14 protein-coding genes are annotated in these 20,165 nt (G+C 35.1%); 3 read left to right on the top strand and 11 right to left on the bottom strand.

Annotated features, from left to right (window positions below):
* Positions 1-24: 24 nt before the first annotated feature.
* Entirely contained in the window at positions 25-1,809 is a 1,785-nt protein-coding gene (locus PGH12_RS02750; RefSeq protein WP_267598943.1) for a cytochrome-c peroxidase, read from the bottom strand.
* A 205-nt stretch (positions 1,810-2,014) separates the two neighbouring features.
* Here PGH12_RS02750 and PGH12_RS02745 point away from each other — a divergent pair, with 205 nt between their 5' ends.
* Positions 2,015-2,869, top strand: coding sequence for a nucleoside phosphorylase (locus tag PGH12_RS02745; protein WP_267598942.1), 855 nt, complete (start codon positions 2,015-2,017; stop codon positions 2,867-2,869).
* Positions 2,870-2,907: 38 nt separating this feature from the next.
* Here PGH12_RS02745 and PGH12_RS02740 read toward each other — a convergent pair whose 3' ends face one another.
* Entirely contained in the window at positions 2,908-4,050 is a 1,143-nt protein-coding gene (locus PGH12_RS02740; protein WP_267598941.1) for a phage tail-like protein, read from the bottom strand.
* Between the two features lie 350 nt (positions 4,051-4,400).
* Here PGH12_RS02740 and PGH12_RS02735 point away from each other — a divergent pair, with 350 nt between their 5' ends.
* On the top strand, positions 4,401-4,700 hold the full coding sequence (locus PGH12_RS02735) for a hypothetical protein (RefSeq protein ID WP_267598940.1): 300 nt from the start codon (positions 4,401-4,403) through the stop codon (positions 4,698-4,700).
* 121 nt (positions 4,701-4,821) lie between these two features.
* Positions 4,822-5,628 carry an enoyl-ACP reductase FabI gene (locus PGH12_RS02730; protein WP_267598938.1) on the top strand — a complete coding sequence of 269 codons (807 nt, stop codon included), beginning with the start codon at positions 4,822-4,824 and terminating at the stop codon, positions 5,626-5,628.
* Between the two features lie 856 nt (positions 5,629-6,484).
* Here the strand turns inward: PGH12_RS02730 and PGH12_RS02725 are convergent.
* From PGH12_RS02725 to PGH12_RS02685, 9 genes are all read right to left on the bottom strand, one after another.
* The gene (locus PGH12_RS02725; protein ID WP_267598937.1) at positions 6,485-7,687 is read right to left on the bottom strand and encodes an IS256 family transposase; all 1,203 of its coding nucleotides are present in this window, start codon (positions 7,685-7,687) and stop codon (positions 6,485-6,487) included.
* A 176-nt stretch (positions 7,688-7,863) separates the two neighbouring features.
* A complete protein-coding gene (locus PGH12_RS02720) occupies positions 7,864-8,448 on the bottom strand; it encodes a terpene synthase family protein (protein ID WP_267598936.1) in 585 nt (194 codons plus the stop codon).
* Positions 8,402-8,875 carry a hypothetical protein gene (locus tag PGH12_RS02715; protein ID WP_267598935.1) on the bottom strand — a complete coding sequence of 158 codons (474 nt, stop codon included), beginning with the start codon at positions 8,873-8,875 and terminating at the stop codon, positions 8,402-8,404. The genes PGH12_RS02720 and PGH12_RS02715 overlap by 47 nt, the downstream gene beginning before the upstream one ends.
* A 199-nt stretch (positions 8,876-9,074) precedes the next feature.
* On the bottom strand, positions 9,075-10,514 hold the full coding sequence (locus PGH12_RS02710; protein WP_267598934.1) for a glycoside hydrolase family 30 protein: 1,440 nt from the start codon (positions 10,512-10,514) through the stop codon (positions 9,075-9,077).
* 59 nt (positions 10,515-10,573) lie between these two features.
* A complete protein-coding gene (locus PGH12_RS02705; RefSeq protein WP_267598933.1) occupies positions 10,574-11,386 on the bottom strand; it encodes a glycoside hydrolase family 16 protein in 813 nt (270 codons plus the stop codon).
* A gap of 343 nt (positions 11,387-11,729) precedes the next feature.
* On the bottom strand, positions 11,730-13,952 hold the full coding sequence (gene bglX, locus PGH12_RS02700; protein WP_267598932.1) for a beta-glucosidase BglX: 2,223 nt from the start codon (positions 13,950-13,952) through the stop codon (positions 11,730-11,732).
* 164 nt (positions 13,953-14,116) lie between these two features.
* Positions 14,117-15,532: a glycoside hydrolase family 30 protein gene (locus PGH12_RS02695; protein ID WP_267598930.1), complete on the bottom strand. Its 1,416-nt coding sequence runs from the start codon at positions 15,530-15,532 to the stop codon at positions 14,117-14,119.
* 1 nt (position 15,533) lies between these two features.
* Positions 15,534-17,102: a RagB/SusD family nutrient uptake outer membrane protein gene (locus PGH12_RS02690; protein WP_267598929.1), complete on the bottom strand. Its 1,569-nt coding sequence runs from the start codon at positions 17,100-17,102 to the stop codon at positions 15,534-15,536.
* A gap of 11 nt (positions 17,103-17,113) precedes the next feature.
* Positions 17,114-20,041, bottom strand: coding sequence for a SusC/RagA family TonB-linked outer membrane protein (locus PGH12_RS02685; RefSeq protein ID WP_267598928.1), 2,928 nt, complete (start codon positions 20,039-20,041; stop codon positions 17,114-17,116).
* Positions 20,042-20,165: the final 124 nt, after the last annotated feature.

The following is a 20,165-nucleotide window of genomic DNA, read 5'->3' as shown; positions in this document are numbered from 1 at the left end:
ACACAACATTCATCGTAAATAATACTACTTCACTTTCGCTTTACTAACATCGGTCAGAGAATTCAGAAAAGCGATAATTTGTTTGATTTCCGTTTCTGTAAGATTCAGTTTGTCGGCAGGCAATGTCTGATTTTTTATTTTTAAACCTAAACCTTCTCCTCCGCCTTCATTATAAAAATCTAAAACCTCTTCCAAAGTATTGAAAGCTCCATTATGAAAGTAAGGTTTTGTTAAAGCAATATTTCTCACCGTCATCGTTTTGAAAGAATTTTCATAGATCCAAGAATCTTCTTTTTTGACATTACTTTTTATTCTTCCCTGATCAGAATCTATTTCCAAAGGAGAAATTTTAATCGGTTTTTTCGTCACACCCAAAACTTCAGATTCATTTTCATTAAAAAACGGAGGAACCAAACCTGAAAAATGGGGCGCAAAATGACAGGTTGCACAATTGGCTTTGCCCATAAAAAGATTGAATCCTTTTTTGGCATCATCTGAAATTTCTTTCTCGCTTCTCATAAACCTGTCAAAATCGCTGTCGAAAGAATATAAAGATGAAACATACGAACTTAAGGCTTTAGAGAAATTCTGTTTATCAATATCTCCATTTTTGAATGCTTTGCGGAATGCCTTTTTATAATCAGGTTTTGTTTTTAGTTTTTTGATGATGCTTTCGTAACTGGTATTAAATTCATCGCTATTATAGATGACATGTTCTGCCTGTTGTTCGAGATAAAAAGCACGCATATCGTAGAAAAATCTTTTGGCAAAAACTGCATTATATAAGGAAGGAGAATTTCTCAAAACCGTTTTTCCTTCTGCATTACTCAGAGATTTTGCTTCACCGTCTGCAAAACCATTTTCCGGAAGGTGGCAGGTTGCGCAGCTCATTTTACCGTTGTCGCTAAGGTTTTCATCAAAAAATATTTCTTTACCTAAATTTCTCAATTCATTATTATCTTCAGAACTTTTTAAGATTGTAAAAAAATAAGGATCAAGAAAATCGCTGCTGAAAAAGTTTTTATTGCTGACATTCCAACCAGAAAACTCTTTTAAGTCATCTGAATTCCCATCCCATATACCCAATTCTTCATATATAGGCTGTAGGTATTTTTTATAAAATTCTATACGGTCAAATGTTTCAAAATCCTGATTTTTTGAGAGATAAATTATGCTTTCTGAGATAAGCTTTTCTGCTTTGGAAGTATCGAAATTTTTAAAATAAGATTCGGTCTGAATATACTTTTGCATTCCCCGAAAAGCAAATGAAGCTTCTTCAGAAATATTCAGAGATCCTGGCGTATCAAAGCCCGTTAATCCTAGCGTATAAATTCTGATAAGTTCGATTCTTAAAGCTAAAGTTTTATTATTTCCTTTGCTTAAGCCATTTTTTATCGTACTTACATAAAAATTATTATAATTATTGAACAGAAAATCTGTGATTTCGATGATTTTATCTTTCCGGTCATCTGCTTCATCAGAAAAAATCAGTTCATCAAGTACCTGCAAGCCTTCCGGAGGCAACGTGTAAGCAGAAGTTCCGGCTGCTTCAATTCTAAATAAGGGAGCTGCATTAAGATGTGTTTTTGAAAATTCAGGATAATGGTAGGCGATGTAGAATTCAATTTCTTTGTACGAATTTCTGGTATCTTTTAAGGAAGACTGTAGTTTTCCGATGGTAATTTTATCTTCCTTATAGAGGTAAACGTCTGATTTTAAATTTTCAAGTTGAATTTTAAATTTTAATAAACCTTCTTCGACAAATGTTTTTTCAACTTTTATCCCTTCATCAACTGTATTAAAAGACATTATTGCGCAACCAATGATCGCTGTAAAGATGATTAAAAGATAATTTTTCGTGAATTTTCGCATCTGCAAAACTATCATCCTAAGATTACCGCAGTTTTAACGAAAAATTAAATAATGTTTACATTTTGCTTCATTTATATTCATTACTTTTAAATCCCTTAAAATTGTAAAAAACAGATGATCATTTAAACTATATAAAAATATTATGCTAAATAAACTTTCAGCTTCAGAGCTTGTTCTTAATACTGACGGAAGCGTTTATCACCTGAATCTTCTACCGGAAGATATCGCAGAAAAAATAATTCTTGTGGGCGATCCAGATCGTGTACCAAAAGTCTCTCAATATTTTGACACTGTAGAAATTAAAAAAAACAAAAGAGAATTCTATACCCATACAGGAACTTTACGTGGTAAAAGAATTTCTGTGTTATCAACAGGAATTGGTACTGAAAACATTGATATTGTGATGAATGAGCTGGATGCTTTGGTGAATATCGATCTTCAGAAAAAAGAATTTAAAACAGAGCACAAAACTCTTGAACTGTACAGAATGGGAACTTGCGGAAGCGTAAATCCTGATGTACAGGTCGATAATATGCTGGTTACTCAAAATGTAGTTGGTTTTGACGGACTGATGCATTTTTACAAGGATCACAATTTTGAGAACGAATTTTCTAAAAACTTCACACAGAAATTTCCATATGAAACAATTAAACCGATGCTTTATTTTTCAGAATGGTCGGCAGAATTGGGTGAAATTTTTAAAGATGCAAAATATCACGGTAATACAGCTACTTTTCCCGGATTTTATGCTCCGCAAGGCAGAGAACTTCGTTTGAAAGCTCTTGATGATCAATTCCTTGAGACTTTAAACGATCTCGGAATCACCAATTTTGAAATGGAAACATCGGCTATTTATGCATTTGCAAAACTTTTGGGTCATAAAGCAATTACTGTAAACAATGTAATTGCCAACAGAAGACGCGGAGAGTTTTCGTCTGATCACCACAACTCTGAAAAACGACTCATAGAATGGGTTTTGGAAAGAGTTATTAAATAAATTTACAAAGGATTCTTGATAAGAATCCTTTTTTCTTTTTAAAATTCGCTGATCGTAACATAAAAGTGGCCGGAATACAGATTTGCATTACCATTTGAGATATTGGTGACATTGACTGTAAGGCTTGAAACTGAGTTCATTCTCGGGTTGCTTAACCCGAAATTTGTGTTCCCTGCAAAATCATTTGCCGGAGAGACAACAATGCTTGCCTTGGTAGAACCCGGCTGAAATCCTGCCGGAATATTTATTGTAATCTGATCTGTACGGCCAGATTGCAGTCCTGTAATTGACACATTTGGCCAAACTTCAAAACTGATTTGATTTTTGTGAACGCTGCCGTTTGTGCCAAGTTTATACTGTCCGTTTACATCTATTTTTACAGAGTTGTTCGGCGTATCTGTACCAATCCCTACGTTAGCAAATGAGTTCCCAAGGATTATTGCATTTGCCTGATTCGTCGAAGAGCCATATCCGAGAGCTGTAGAAAACTGACCCGTGGCCGCCGCGCCAGAACCTAAAGCTGTAGAGTTTTGCCCGTTTGTCAGTGTATTGTATCCTAATGCAGTTTCACTATTTGAGTTCGTTTTAGCGTTATATCCCAGTGCAACCGACTGGTAACCTGCGGCAATAGAATTAACACCGAATGCAGCACTTTGATTTGAAGTTGACTGCGCATTGTGGCCCATCGCTACTCCACCGTTAGCTGCCGCAGACTGAATTCCTATACTTACTGAATTATTAGCACCAAATCTTGCAGCAGAGTTATTATTAACTAGCAAAACGAGATCGTCATAGCTGGAAGTCCCCATCGAAATGGTTGTACTTGCGCCAGAACCAGAGCCCGAATTTCCTCCGGAAGTATTCCATGCGTTTACATTTGCAGATGAATTTGCAGATGATAGAGAATTCCACTTGCTGTTGTCCCAATAATAAAGACCCTTTGCTGCTAAGCCACCGAGTCCATTATTCCAGATTAAAAGTCCTGTTGCAGGCGACGGAATTGTCGACGCGTCGTTTACGGAAGTAAGTGCTATACTCGTCAGAAGAAGTCCCTTGTTTGGATTGCTCAGATGCAAAATTGCAGATGCGTCCGGCGTTAATGTTCCTATCCCAACCTGAGCCCTTGCTACCGTTAGCGAAAATGCTGACAGAAGGGAAATAAGTAATAATTTAGTTTTCATTTTTAGTTTCTTAGCTTCTTAGTTTTTGCAAAGATATAGAATAAAGTAGCATGATATTAACGTTTTACAAATTATTGGTGGTAATTATTAACATATTGATGTTATTTGTGAATGTTGATTCAAATAAATATTAAACAGTTACTAATGTGATGTAGCGATATGCTATTATCAACTCAGACTGACTAATGGATATTAGACGATTCACTCGTTGTAATTTCACTCGGTAAAATAAATACTTAAACTCTAAAATTTCCTTTTAAAATAATTGTGAAAAAATTAACAAATCTTTTATTTCTTTAGGTATGGTTCTTGTGTATTATAATTTATATAACACTCAAATACTTATTATTATGGACAATCAAGATTATAACAAAGCAGAAAAAGCAGTTAACAACACAGAAGACTCTTTAAGAAGTACAGCTAATGACGCAAAATGGAAAGTTAGCGATTTGGCAGACAAAGCGAGAGATTATATCAAAGAAAAGCGTGACAACGACCAGGAAGCAACGCAGGAAGACTGGCTAGACAGAGTAAAAGCTAATGCATCTGACACTTGGGAAGATATAAAAGACGGAGCAAGTGATGCATGGGAAAAAACGAAAGATGCTGCTGAAGATGTAAAAGCAGAATGGAACAAGAAAACGAATTAGAAAAATTCAGTCTTTTAAATATATTCAAAAAAAATGGAGTCTTTTTACAAAGGCTCCGTTTTTTATTATGTGCTAAACACAAATTATTGCTACATTTGTAAATATTAAACATTAAAAAATTATGTCATACGGTTTACTTAAAGGGAAGAAGGGAATTATTTTTGGAGCCCTTAATGAACAATCTATCGCATGGAAAGTTGCTGAGAGATGCCATGAAGAAGGCGCTGAGTTTATTTTATCAAATGCTCCTATCGCATTGAGAATGGGAGAACTGAATGGTTTAGCAGAAAAAACCGGTTCTGAAGTGATTGGTGCCGATGCAACGTCTACAGAAGATCTTGGGAAACTTTTTGATGCTGCCATTGCAAAATTTGGTAAGATTGATTTTATCCTTCACTCAATAGGAATGTCCGTAAATGTAAGAAAAGGGAAACATTATACAGAAATGAATTACGACTGGACAGAAAAAGGATGGGATATTTCGGCAGTTTCTTTTCATAAAGTAATGCGTACCGCGTGGGAAAAAGACTGTATGAACGAATGGGGAAGCATTCTTGCTTTATCGTATATTGCTGCTCAAAGAACGTTCCCTGATTATAATGATATGTCTGACAACAAAGCTTATCTCGAAAGTATTGCCAGAACTTTCGGAAACTATTGGGGTGAGAGAAAAGTGCGTGTAAACACTGTTTCTCAGTCTCCTACGGTAACTACTGCAGGAAGCGGAGTAAAAGGTTTCGGAGGATTTCTTGGTTATGCCGAAGATATGTCTCCTCTTGGAAACGCAACCGCTTTGGAATGTGCCGATTACTGTGTAACTTTATTTTCTGATCTTACTAAAAAAGTAACGATGCAGAATCTTTTCCATGATGGAGGTTTCAGCAGTTCAGGAGTTACCCAGAAAGTAATTGCAAAATACGATATGTAAATATTTTATTTAAAAATAATTTAGCCGGAACATTACTGTTTCGGCTTTTTTGTGTAAAACAAGAATTATAATGAAAAAATTTGTTATTGCGTTTACATTTTTATTGTGTATTAATAGTTGTGCACAAAATTATCTTAGTGGTAATTATACAATTACAACAACAGTTGAAGAAATAGGTACTGAAAATAAAATTAACATGAAATTTGATTTCATTTTAGTGATAATAAAATATATCTAAAACTTGACACAAATAATTCTCTACAAGCCTATTGCGAAGGAGAATATTCTGTTGAAGAAAACAGATAAAGTATTTATTTTAAAATACGATGGAGAAGGAATATGTTCAAATGATAGTACAATTAACACAATGTACATAAAAAAAAATTAAGAATTTTTACTTTATTAAATCAGGAAGATTTATCAGTAATAAATGGCTAAAGCTTGAAAAAATAGAGTAATAAAATTAACTTGTAATCATACGTTATTGTTCCCTCTGATGGACGAATAAATTTTCCATAGATCTTATCATCTGGTTTTTGAGCATGATTATGTACTGAGAGTTCATAAAAGGTATACAACAATTACCTTCTGAATATTTCCGCAATAAAGGCAACAATTGGAAGGCAGCTACTAGAAGGCAGCGAACAGGAGTATTTTCTGGAAATAGAATATGCAGGTCAAAGTGTAGATTCTGAAGTTTTGAACGTGAATGATTCGGCTCCGAAGCTAAAGATGGATTCTGGATTGAGAATGGGTTGTTGAATTGTGGAAATAAGGTAAATATTAAGTAATGAAAGTTTAGGAAAAATGACACTATCGCATAAAGTGTGTAAGTTAAAAAGTTAGGGCTTGGATTTTATAATCTGAGCCTTTGTTCAAAAATAAGCATAAACTGGTTAAGAACAATACCCCAATTTTGAATTGGCATTGTCCATTTTTTAGTAGCTTCTTTTAAAGCGAGATACACTGATTTCATGACGGCATCATCTGTAGGAAAAGACATTTTGTTTATGGTGTATTTTCGAATTTTACCGTTGAGGTTTTCAATTAAATTGGTGGTATAAATGATTTTTCGGATCTCTAAAGGGAATTCAAAAAATACGGTCAGTTCATCCCAATTATTCCGCCAGGATGCAATAGAATAAGAATATTTGCTTTCCCATTTTGCTGCAAAATCACCCAGAACTGCTTCATCTGCTTGTTTTGTTGGAGCGGTGTAAATATGTTTCATATCGGCAGAAAATTCTTTTCTGTCCTTCCAAACCACATATTTGCAGGCATTTCTGATTTGGTGTACGACACAAATTTGGGTTTGAGATTCAGGAAAAACAGAACGAATAGTCTGGGTAAATCCGTTTAAATTATCGGTGGCGGTGATGAGAATATCCTCTACACCACGGGCTTTTAAATCTGTGAGAACGCCCATCCAGAAAGCTGAACTTTCATTTTTTCCAAGCCACATTCCTAACACTTCCTTTCTCCCGTCACGGTTTAATCCCACAGCCAGATAAACGGTTTTATTAATGACTTTGGAGTTTTCCCTTACCTTGAAAACAATGCCATCCATCCAGACAATGAGGTATAAATCTTCAAGCGGACGGTTCTGCCAACTCACCACTTCACTGGCAACAGCATTGGTGATTCGTGAGATGGTAGATGTGGAGACTTCAAAATCATACATTTCTTTGATTTGTTCTTCAATATCGCTTACACTCATTCCTTTAGCATAGAATGAGATAATAATATTCTCCAAACCATCGATGATGTTGTGTCTTTTGGGGACTAATGCAGGCTCAAAACTGCCTTCTCTATCTCGGGGAACTTTAATTTCAGATTCGCCAAATGAGGATTTTATCTTTTTGGTCCCATATCCGTTTCTGTAATTTCCAGTGATGGATTTCTCATGCTTTTCATTATCCAGATGGGTGTCCAATTCTGCATCAAGCATATGTTCTACAGCTCGCTTATGCATTTCTTTGAAGAAAGAGGTTAGGTCTTCTCCATTTTTAAAGGACTTATAGAAATCCTTGTTGTTTAATAAGTCTTCTTTGTCTATCATAACTATGTAATGGTTAAAAATAATAAAAAGTTATTTCCGTAAAATTTTTTGAGCTATGAGGGCTCAAAATTTTCCAGAATAACTTTTTAACTTACACAATTAGTGAGACACTACCGGAAAAATAAAAAACCCATGATATTCTACATGGGTTTTTCAATCAATAAAATTTTATTTAATTACCAGCCGGAAAATTCGCCTTCAACATATCCTCCGTCAATGTATCTTGATGTGTCATTTGTATGCCATGCATATACTCCGGAAATCATGGTGCCAAGATCCTGCACATAATCATACACATTGCTCTGATACTCGCCGAATGGAGGAAGATGCTCCTGCAGGATTAAGAATTGTTTCAGATAGTCATCATGAATTTCCATAGCTTTTTTATAAGCGTCTATTAACGATAAATTATTTTCTTTCTGCAGAACTTTCACGATATTCATCGTATTACCTTCCCGCATCAGTTCTTTTGGTAAAGAAATAATATCATTATGAATTCCAATCATTAGTGAGCATAGACTATAAAGACGTTTGATATAAGGGTGATCAAAAACTTCCTCGGGAAGATTTCGGTACTCTTTCTGTAAAATTACATAGTCACAATAAGGCTGTACTCCGCTTGTTGCTTCTCTAATAAGGAGATAAACCGACAAAGGAGGAACTGTATTTGCTCTGTAATAAATTTTTTCCTCCGAATATCCTATCAAAACATCCTTAATTGATTTTACAAATCTTGTATAAATTTTTTTCAGGAATTTCACATTTTATAGCATCTTGTCTTAAAACCCAAAACAAATGGAATATCCCATTTTCTTTGGGCTCGTGAGGGTCTTCACCTGACAGTAAAGTAATAATTTGATTCATTATTTGATACATTTCATCACGCGAACAACGATCAAAATAATCATCCATCATCGCGCCGTTTGCCGTATAATTTGCTAATGGACGCAACTCTGCTAAATCTTTTAAAAATGGACATCCTCTTGCTGCGATATCTGTTAGGTGATGCTTTTTATGCTTCTCTTTGGCTTCTATGCTCTGAAATGCATACTCTTTGTCGATCCATTCGTAATATTCTTCCCTCTGTTTTTGCATGTCGGGATGAATAAAATCGGGAAACGGATACTTTGGTTTGGGAAGATGCTGTAAAACAGCATAAAAGTTTTCATTTGTGCTAAGTGCGTTCATAATTATTTTGTTTTAATTAAATGGTAGGTTAAATTTAATATTAAATTTGATACCACACGATTTTTTTTAACGAAATTATAAAATATATGTAATCAACGATTTAGATCGTAAAATAGCAATAGATATTTTAATTAAACAAAACAAATCGGCGGCACAAAAGGTGCCGCCGATCCTAATAATAAAAATGTTAATATGAAGTCTATAAAATTACAGTTTGTATAGAATGTGCAGGTGAAGATAATTTTGCCGACATTCCTTCGATCCAAAGATTGGTGTCGATGTCATTTTCAGAATCATTCATGATGACAGTTACCAATTGTCCGTTTTCGTTCATGAAAGTGGTTGAGGTTAAAGCAGCTCTATTTGATGAGGTTCCGATTCTTTGAGCGTTGGGTTTGATAAATTTCGATACATGACCCACATAATAATATTCATAAGTATAATGAATTTCTCCGGTTTTTGTATCGGCGATTATTGGGGCAAAACAGAAATTCCCAACATGATTTGGCCCGCCTGTTTCGTCGAGAAGAACGTTCCAATCTGTCCATAAAGCAGTTCCTTTATTGAAATCGTTGATCATATTCCTGCCGTACAATTCGCCTAAACTTACATCGTAAATTTTAGTTAAATCAAACTGCTCTTTGCAACCTTCTGTAAAAGCCAAAAACTTATCAGGGAAAGCTCTTTGGGTTTCCAATAAATTATCGAAAAGCTGCGTTTTATTGTTCCACGTTTCATACCAGTGATAGCCAATTCCGTGGGCGTATTTTGAAGTTTCAGGATCGCTTAAAGTTGTAGTTGCTCTTTGATAAATTAAATCACGGTTGTGATCCCAGATCATTACTTTCTTGTCCTTGTATCCGTTTTTCCAGAGCGTCGGACCTAAATTCTTTTTCAGGAACTCCCCTTCTTCTTCCGCTGTGTAAATACAAGATTCCCAGGTTTGAGTTGCCATTGGTTCGTTCTGAATGGTCAATCCCCAAATATTGATTCCTCTTTTTTCGTATTCTTTGATGAATTTCACATAATAATCTGCCCAGGTCTGATAATTTTGGTTTTCCAATCTTCCACCTTTCAGCATGCTTTTATTTGACTTCATCCACGCGGGCGGACTCCACGGAGAAAAATAAAAGGTAAAATTGTTACCGATCGCTTTCTGAGCTTCTTTGATCATTGGAATTTTAAACTTTTCATCATGCGCAACATTAAAAGACTTCAGAGAATGATCGTTTTCCGTCACATAGGTATAAGAATCGCTTGAGAAATCACAAGAGTTCATATTGGTACGAACAACCGTATATCCCAAACCGTTTTTACCATAATAAGCTTCAATGATTTCATTCTGCTTATTCTTTGGAAGCTTGTAAAAAGTTTCTGCTGATGCATCTGTGATTGCACCCCCGATTCCTATTAATCTTTGATATTTAAAATCAGGATCTACAAAAATACACGCATCCGTTTCTTTCGGCTGAGCCATTTTCTCGAATTTCACCATTCCTTTATCAACCATTTTCTCATTGGTTTTTGCATTGGTAAAAATTACTTTGGCTGTTTTTCCTGCATTTTTTTTCCAGTAATTTTGTGCATTTGCATTGAATGCAAATCCGATTACAAAACAGCTTACTACTAATTTCTTCATAATTTCTTCTTCTTTTTCTATTTTATTTAAACCCGATAAAATGGGAATTTTCGTATCGTTTATTTTTTATTCTCATAGACTCTTACGTAATCTATATAATATTTCTGAGGGAAAACAGTATCATCAATCCCTTCTTTTCCGCCCCAAAATCCGCCGACAGCAAGATTTAGAATGATAAAATATGGCTGATCAAAAGGCCATGATTCATACGTTTTATCTTTATTTTCATACGTGAAGAACTTCTGATTATCAATATAAACATCAATTCTTTCAGGTGTCCAATCAGCTTTATAGATATGGAATTTTTCACTTGCATCTTTCACAATTAGCGTATCTGTTTTCTGAGTTCCGATAATGTGATTGTACTTTTTCGTATGAACCGATGCGTGAATATAACCCTGATTAAAACCAACGTGTTCCATAATATCCAATTCTCCGTCATCAGGCCATTTTTTCATATTTTCGCTCATCATCCAGATTGCGGGCCATGTTCCGCGACCTTTCGGAAGTTTAGCACGAACTTCAATTGTTCCGTATTGAAAGGAAAATTTCCCCTTTGTTAAAAGTCTTGCAGAAGTATATTTATTCTTTTCCCAGTTTTCTTTTTTAGCTTCAATGACAAGATTTCCGTTCTCCATTCTCGCATTTTCCAGACGGTTTTTAGTGTAAAACTGAGCTTCATTATTTCCGTAACCATCGCCACCCACATCGTAATTCCATTTTGTGGAATCTGGTAACCCTTTTCCATTAAACTCGTCATTCCAAATTAATTTCCTGTCGGAATGTGGCTTGTTTGAAGCACAACTTAATGATGAAAAAACTAAAGTTCCACCGATTAAAAAGTGAATAATGTATTGGAGTTTAATTTTCATATATTTTTAGCTTCAATATTTTTTTAACGCAAAGTTTTAATTTTAAAATATTTTATTAAAGGAGCAAAGGTTTAATCAATAAATTGATTTGATGAAGCTAGCTTGATAAGCGACTTTGTCGCAATTCTTTGCTCCTTAAATTATTCTTTATAATATTTAAATCTTTACTTCAAAAATTCTTAGATTAAATTTAATTGTTATCAATTTTCAAAGTTTTTCTTGTCGACTCATCATTGCAAAAACTATTGATATAAAAACTAAAAATTGCGTTTAATTCATTTAAAATTAATGTCTTCTACCACCAAAAGCGGGTTTCATCCCGCTCTTAGTAAATGAGTTGATATTATTTTGACCAATTAATCCTCTTAGCCTGAACATTATGAGAATCGGTTCCGACCATGATATCAAATTCTCCGCCTTCCCAATCGTAATTCAGTTGATCGTCAAAAAACTTCAGATTTTCTGGAGTCAATGTAAAATTGATCGTTTTACTTTCTCCTTTTTTGATGAAAACTTTTTGAAAACCTTTTAATTCTTGCACAGGTCTTATAACTTTCCCTACCAAATCTCGGATGTACAATTGCACCACTTCTTCCCCATCATATTTTCCGGTATTGGAAATAATTACGCTAATATTCAAAGTCTGATTTCCTTTAAGATTTGTTGAGCTTAAATTCATATCAGAATATTTAAACTGAGTGTAACTTAATCCATAACCAAAAGGAAATTTCGGGTCATTATCCAAATCAATGTAAGCTGAAACATAATTTCTGTCGGTATTATTTTTCGCCGGTCTACCGGTATTGTAATGGTTGTAATAAATCGGAACCTGACCAACCGTTCTAGGGAAACTCATTGGCAATTTCCCACCAGGATTTACGGTTCCAAAAAGAACATCTGCAATAGAATTTCCGGCTTCCGTCCCCAGCCACCAAGTGTAAACGATGGTCGGAATATTGTCTGCAGCCCAATCAAACACCAAAGGTCTTCCTGCGTTAATCATTAAAACGATGGGTTTTCCAGTTTTTGCAATTTCTTTCAATAAATCTTCTTGAACGCCCGTGAAATGTAAGTTACTTCTACTTTTCGCCTCGCCACTCATTGCTGAACCTTCGCCTAAAGTCATGATCACAACATCTGCTTTTTTTGCTGTTTCCAACGCTTCAGCAAACATCGATTTGTCCTGATCATCAATGTTGGCACCTTTTGCGTAGAATAAGGTTGAGTTTTTGTCTAATTGATTTTTAATTCCGTCAAACTGAGTGATGATTCTTTGATTATCATCTTTAAAAGCAACAGACCAAAATCCGTGGTTCGCAACCGTTTCTTTCCCGAAAGGCCCGATTAATGCGACAGTTTTTATAGTTTTTGAAAGCGGAAGAATGTTCTTTTCATTTTTAAGTAAAACAATAGATTTCGATCCAAATTCTCTCCCGAATTTTCTATTTTCCGGATTGTTTAACTGTTCTTTCTGTCTATTTTCGTTGCTGAATCTGTAAGGATCATCGAATAATCCCATTTCGAATTTTTTAACTAAAATTCTTCTTGCTGCATCGTCAATCAACTTTGGATCAACTTTTCCTTCTTTAACTAGATTAGGAAGTTCAGCCATGTACGCACGGCTTTCCATATCCATATCACTTCCCGCATTTATTGCTTTTTCTGCAGCTTCTTTATTATCTTTTGCGTAACCGTGAGGAACCATTTCGCCAATACTTCCCCAGTCTGATACGACAAAACCTTTATAATTCCATTTTCCTTTTAAAAGATCTCTTAAAATATAGTTGTTTGCCGTCGCCGGAATTCCGTTGATATCATTAAAAGAATTCATAAAAGTAGCAACACCCGCTTCAGCAGCAGCTTTGAAAGGAGGAAGATAGGTCTCATTCAATTGTCTTAAACTCATATCAACAGAATTGTAATCTCTTCCGCCAACTGCCGCTCCATACGCTGCGAAATGCTTTGCACAAGCCATAATCGCATCAAGATTTCCAAGACCTTTCCCCTGAAATCCTTTGATTCTTGCTAAACCAATTAAAGTTCCCAAATATGTATCTTCACCAGAACCTTCCATTACTCTACCCCATCTTGGATCTCTGGCAACATCAACCATTGGTGCAAAAGTCCAGTGAATTCCGTACGCAGAAGCTTCTGTTGCGGCAATTCTTTCTGATTTTTCTATTAAACCTAAATCCCAGCTCGCAGCCTGACCCAGGTTCACGGGAAATGTTGTTCTGTACCCATGAATTACATCCTGACCGAATAACAAAGGAATTTTCAATCTTGATTTTAAAGCTAACTCCTGAAATTTTCTGGTTTCTTCTGCTCCTGCTACATTCAACATAGAACCCACATTACCTTTTTTTATTTCATCTAAAACACTCGCAGAATTGGAATTTTGTGGCCCGGTTGCATATTCAAAACCACTGTATTGCACCAACTGTCCTACTTTTTCTTCTAAGGTCATTTTAGACAACAACTCAGAAACTTTTTGGTCAATTGTTTTTTGTCCAAAAGAATTGAATCCTAATACTGTAAATGCTAATATGAAATAAAGTTTTTTCATTGTAATTTATTTTTTCTCGAAGCTTTAAATTAATTTTAACGCAAAGTCCACAAAGATTTTTTGCAAATAATTCTGTTGATTTTTAAGTTCGCAAAGGCGTTCTACTTAGCAAAGAACACAAAGTTTAATAAATTTAAAAATTGATAATTGTTTTGCATATAATTCTAAAAAACATAAGTAGCAACCGAGCTTCCCGAAATGGTTACAGAGGCTGCTTTGTTTTTATATTTAATGTTAAAATTTTCGTCGTTCTTTCTATAATTCTGAACAATCAAAACAGTTTTTCCTTCAGGAGTTTTGAAAGCAACTGTTGAAAGCTGATCTGTCTGCGTTGAAGAAATTCTCTGAGAGTTGGCCGGAACAAATTTTGATGCATGGGCAATAATATAATACGCTACATTTCTTGTGAAGTTTTCTTTATCTGAAACTGTAATTGCACCTTTACATTCTGTACAACCTCCTGCAGTATGTGGTTTATATTCCTGATCATTAGCTAAATTCCATTCTAAAGCAATTTTGCTCCAATTTCTCATCGAACCGATGATAACATTTTTGGTGTGCCAGTTCAAATCTTCATTAAAAGTACCTTTGGCACCCGTCCATTGTTCGGTAAAATAAAGGTTTTTATTTGGATGAGCATCGTGAACTGTTTTTAAAGCTGAAATATCACCTTCGTATAAATGAAAAGCTGAACCGTCAATATATTGGTTAGCTTCAGCATCATTTAAAATGTTGATGGCATATTCGGGTTTGTTACAATTATGGTCGTAAACGACAATTTTAGTTTTAATATTATTTGCCTTAAAAATCGGTCCTAAACTTTGCTTAATAAAATCTCTCTGCTGATTAGAAACCATTAACAAACTGGGATTGTTTCCCGGATGTAACGGTTCATTTTGAGGAGTTATTGCGTCGATTGTAATTCCTTCTTTTTGCATTTCCTGGATGTATTTTACAAAATATCTTGCATAAACATCATAAAATTGAGGTTTCAGGCTTCCGCCAATTGATTTCCCGTTATCTTTCATCCAAACCGGAGGAGACCAAGGCGCTGCTATGATTTTAATTTTTGGATTGATTGTTAAAATTTCTTTTAACATCGCAATTAAATTTTTATCTCTTGCGAGACTGAATTTAGACAACGTTAGATCAGTTTGTTCCTGAGGTAGATCATTGTAAGAAAAAACTTCACCATCCAAATCTGATGCGCCAATGCTTAATCGCAAATAACTAATGGAGATAGAATTTTCTTCTTTTCCGAAAATTTCGTTCAATAAAGCCTTTCTTTTTGCTGCTGAAAGACGGTTAATCACCTCGACACTTCCGCCCGTTAATGTATATCCAAAACCATCAACATATTGAAACTTTTGAGTGTCATCAATTTCAATATTTTGAAAGTTATTAGAATTATTTACAAAACTTATTGGAGTTTGCTGTTGTAATTTTACACTTTCATCACCTTTAGTAAGCCAAATTTGAACTTTACTAGTTTTACATGACGATAAAGATAAAAGTACCACACCGCTGAATAGCAGTGCAGTACTCTTTAAAAAGAAACTATATGATTTATGAAATTTCATTCTAGTAATTAGGGTTTTGTACTAGAGCTGTGTTTGTAAGCTCATTAAAAGGAATTGGTAAAATTTCATTTTTCCCGGCAGTGAATCCTCTTGCACCTAATTTTGCAGGAGCGTCACCCCATCTTACCAAGTCAAAGAATCTGTGACCTTCGCCAGCCAATTCTCTTCTTCTTTCGTCTTTGATAGCCTGCATTGAAACTGGAACTGGTGTTAAGCCAACTCTAGCTCTTACGGCATCTAATAAAGCCTGAGCTCGCGATCCGGAACCATTCAATGCTTCTGCTTCCATCAAGTAAGTATCTGCAAGTCTTATGGCGATATAATTTTGACGGAAGTTCAACTCTGGTGTGCCGGGTAAAATAGATTTATCCACTTCTCTAGGCATGTACTTATTTAAGAAATATCCGGTATCTCTATATCCTCCCGAATACGTGATTTTTCCATCTTGAACTAGCTTTTTAGCATTAAAAACAGTAGCATCCAAACGAGGATCACCCTGCATAAAATTAAATAAGTCTACTGTCATTGGATTGAATCCCCATCCCGAAACCATTTCTGGAGCATTATTAGCCGGAGCACCTTGAGGAGGTGTTACTTTACCGTACGAAATAATACCAACCATCTGATTGACTGAATTTCCTTCATCTTTTCCTGAACCCCAGAAACTCCAGTCTGAATTTCCTTTGTTCGTGTGCATAACTTCAAGAATAGACTCAGTGCTAAACTTGTAAGGATCAATACTTTCATTGCTGGCTCCAATTTTAAATAAATCTGCAAAATTGGCAACTAATTTGTAACCATATTGGCTAGTACCTCCGGGAGTTCCGTTCACCATTTCAAATTGAGCTGCTGCTTCGCTGTATTTTTTATTATACAAATAAATTTTACCCAAAATAGCGCGTGCTGTTCCTTGCGTTATTCTACCCTTTTCCGCACCAGAAGCCGTCATCGGCAGGTCAGCTATAGATGCTAGAATATCTGATTGTATCTGTGTGTAAATATCAGCCACATTTGCTTGTGGAATATTATAGTAATCGTCATTTGATTTAATAGGAATCAGAATTAAAGGAACTCTGCCAAACATTCTTACCAATTCAAAATAGTATAAAGATCGCAATGTCTTTGCTTCTGCAACAAACCTTTTTCTGGTCTGATCATTCATAGTGGCATTTGGAATTCTATCAACCAAAAGATTTGCTCTAGCAATGCCTTGATAATAATCTCTCCAATAACTTGCGGGCATGATGATGGGGTTGATTGTGAAATTAGACATTCCCTGAATACCAGCTCCATCTGTAGAACTACCACCTCCTGAGTAAAAATCATCGGACGCTGCATTAAAAAATGTAACATCGTTTTCAAAACCACCAGAATACTTTCTCAATAAATCGTAAACAGAAACCAATCCGCTAAAGGACTGCTCTTCGTTTTTAAAGTAATTTTCTGTATCAAATGTTCCTGTATTTTTTACATCTTCAAGATTAGAATCATTACAAGAAACGGCACCGAAAGTTGCTCCCGCTAAAAGCAACACCGATAAACTTTTATATAAAAATCTTTTATTTTTCATTTTTTCTTTAATTAAAATTGAACATTAGCACCAAAAAGGAAAGTTCTAGATTGAGGATAATAAGCTCTGTCTATACCAAAAGTATCACCTCCGGCAATTTCAGGATCGTAACCTGTATATTTTGTAAATGTAACAAGGTTTTCGCCAGTCACATAGAATCTTACCTTACTTGCACCAATGGTTTCAGAAATGTTTTTAGGTAGTGTATATCCAATCTGTACTAATTTCAGACGTAAATAATCGCCTTTTTGAAGATAGTAATCAGACATTCTTGTATAATTTTGATTAGGGTCATCTCTAGTTACTCTTGCAACAGTGTTTGACGTGCCGGCACCAGTCCAACGATCTAAAATTGCAGTCTGATAGTTAGCATCCTGAATATCTAGCCTTCTCAAACCTTGGAAAATTTTGTTTCCTGCCTGCCCCTGAGCAAAAATCATGAAATCAAAATTTTTGTAATTCATATTTAATGTGAAACCAAAAGTATATTTTGGAACCGAATTACCCAAATTCACATAATCATCTTCTGTAATTTTACCATCACCGTTCACATCTGTACGTTTGAAATCTCCAGGTTTTGCGTTGGGCTGAATTAAACCTCCATTTGCATTTTTATAAGCGTCAATCTCTGCCTGAGTTTGGAAAATTCCTGCATTTTGATATCCGAAAAACGAACCATAAGCTGCACCAATTTGTAATCTAGAAACTGCTCCCATTGATTGAAAAGATGCGAAATTTTCAAAATCTTTACCATCTTCTAATCTTGTTATCTCATTTTTAAGATATCCGAAATTTCCATTCGCACTGATGGTGAAGTCATCCCAATTCTTTTTATATCCAAGACTTACTTCAAGACCATCATTGTTCATATCCCCAATATTTCTCCAAGGATTATTTGTTACCCCAACATAACCGGGAATATTAACTCTTCTTAAAATATCTGTTGATTTTTTTCTATATACATCTACTGTAAGATCGAAATTCTGTAATAATTTCAGATCAACTGCAAAGTTTAATTGAGAAGTTCTTTCCCACTTCAAATCTGGATTTTCTAATGTACTTGGGGCATATCCTATATTGATATTATTGTTTCCAAAAGAATAATTACTTCCAGGAACTAAGAAACTGGCAAACTGAAAATCATCAATTCCATCATTACCTAAGACACCATATCCTCCTCTTAGTTTTACACTGTTCACAATATTATTTTTTCTCCAGAAATTTTCATTTGACAAATTCCAACCTAATGACATTGCCGGGAAATTTCCCCAGTGATTATTTCTACCAAATTTTGAAGAACCATCTCTACGCATTGTTCCTGTGAACAAATACTTATTTCTGTAATCATAAACTACTCTTGCAAAATATGAAGTCTTATGAGTCTCTTTTCCATCCCAAGCATTACCTGTTCTGTTTTCCGGTGCGATATCAAAATTGAATGAAGCATCTTCCCAACTGTTAACCGGAAGATTTGTGTAGGTTGTGTTCTGACCAGATGCAATATTAAACTCGTAATATCCCTGCCCCAATAATACACTTAAATTATGATCCCCAAACTTGTTTTGATAATTTAATGTATTCTCAGTATTCCAGTCAAATCTTTTTTGTGTTTCTCTGAAAAGACTGTTGAATGTATCGTTTTTATAAGATGGACTCAAATAAAATTTCGGAGTAAATCCTTGATTTCCCCAGTACGATAGCTTCCCGTTTATACTTGATTTAAATGTGAAATGATTCAAAAACTTAGCTTCTGCAAAAACATTGGCAATAAAATCGTCTGAATATCTATTTCTCCCCAACTGAGTTTGCTGGAATGCCAATGGATTAGACATTTCTTTATTTACAAAGTGCGAAATACCATACGGGTTACCAAAACCATCCCTAACGATAAACGGATTATTGTAGTCGCTTGGGAAAAGCTGATTGGCAATTCCGTTTGTAACTGTCACGGGAGTGATTGGGTCTAAGTTGATCGCTGAGCTTAGCGGCCCCCCAAATTCACCATTCTCATTAATTCCCTGCGCTTTTACATGAGTATACGCTAAAGTTTGTCCGATTGTAAGCCAATTAAGAACTTTGTGGGTTGAATTGATTCTTGCATTTAATCTTTTATAATTTGAAATATCGCGCATTACAATACCCTGCTGCTCGTATAATCCAAAAGAAGTGTAGAACGTAGATTTATCGCTTCCTCCACTGATACTGAAATCATGAGAAGAACGCTGAGCACTGTTAAAAATCACATCCTGCCAATCTGTACCTCTTCCGAATGAATTAGGGTTTGCAAACGTCAGTGGATTTGGATTACTACTGTACATATTATCATTGGAAATTGCTTCATTAATAATATTTGCATATTGGGTAGCATCCAGTAAGTCTAGTTTTTTAGCAGCACTTCCAACACCGAAAAATCCATTATAAGAAAGATTTAATTTACCTTTAGCTCCCTTCTTTGTTGTGATAAGAATCACTCCTCGTGCTGCCGAAACTCCATAGATTGCTGCAGAAGCTCCATCTTTAAGAATTTCCATTCCTTCAATGTCAGCCTGATTTAGCCATGCAATATTGTCAACAACGATACCGTCTACAACCCAAAGTGGATCATTACTTCCTGCTCCAAAACTGGTAATACCACGTACTCGCACAGTTGCTGCAGATCCTGGCTGTCCAGAATTTGATATAACACTTACTCCGGCAGCTCGGCCTTGAAGAACCTGCTCTGGTCTTCCGGCAGGAATATCTTCCAAGTCTGAAGCCTTTAGACTCGATATTGCTCCCGTCACATTACTCTTTTTTTGAGTACCGTAACCAATCATCACTACTTCTTCAATTTTCTGTTCTTTTTGAATTGTGTCTGTAGTGGTGTTTTGGGCATGGAAATTTGCAGTAAAATACAATACGGCAATTGCTCCCAAACTTCTTGATATTTTTACATTCATATACAGTTAGTTTTTTAATTCTCAAATTGAGACAATAAAAATATATTATTTTTTAATTATTTAACATATTATTCACAATTATTTTAATTTTTCCACTATTTTTGGGGCTTCAAAGGCATAATCT

This window comes from Chryseobacterium sp. CY350, from assembly GCF_027945075.1.
Taxonomy (GTDB): Bacteria; Bacteroidota; Bacteroidia; order Flavobacteriales; family Weeksellaceae; genus Chryseobacterium.
The sequence above is the reverse complement of the archived record's forward strand: the minus strand, read 5'-3'. Positions and strand labels throughout refer to the sequence as shown.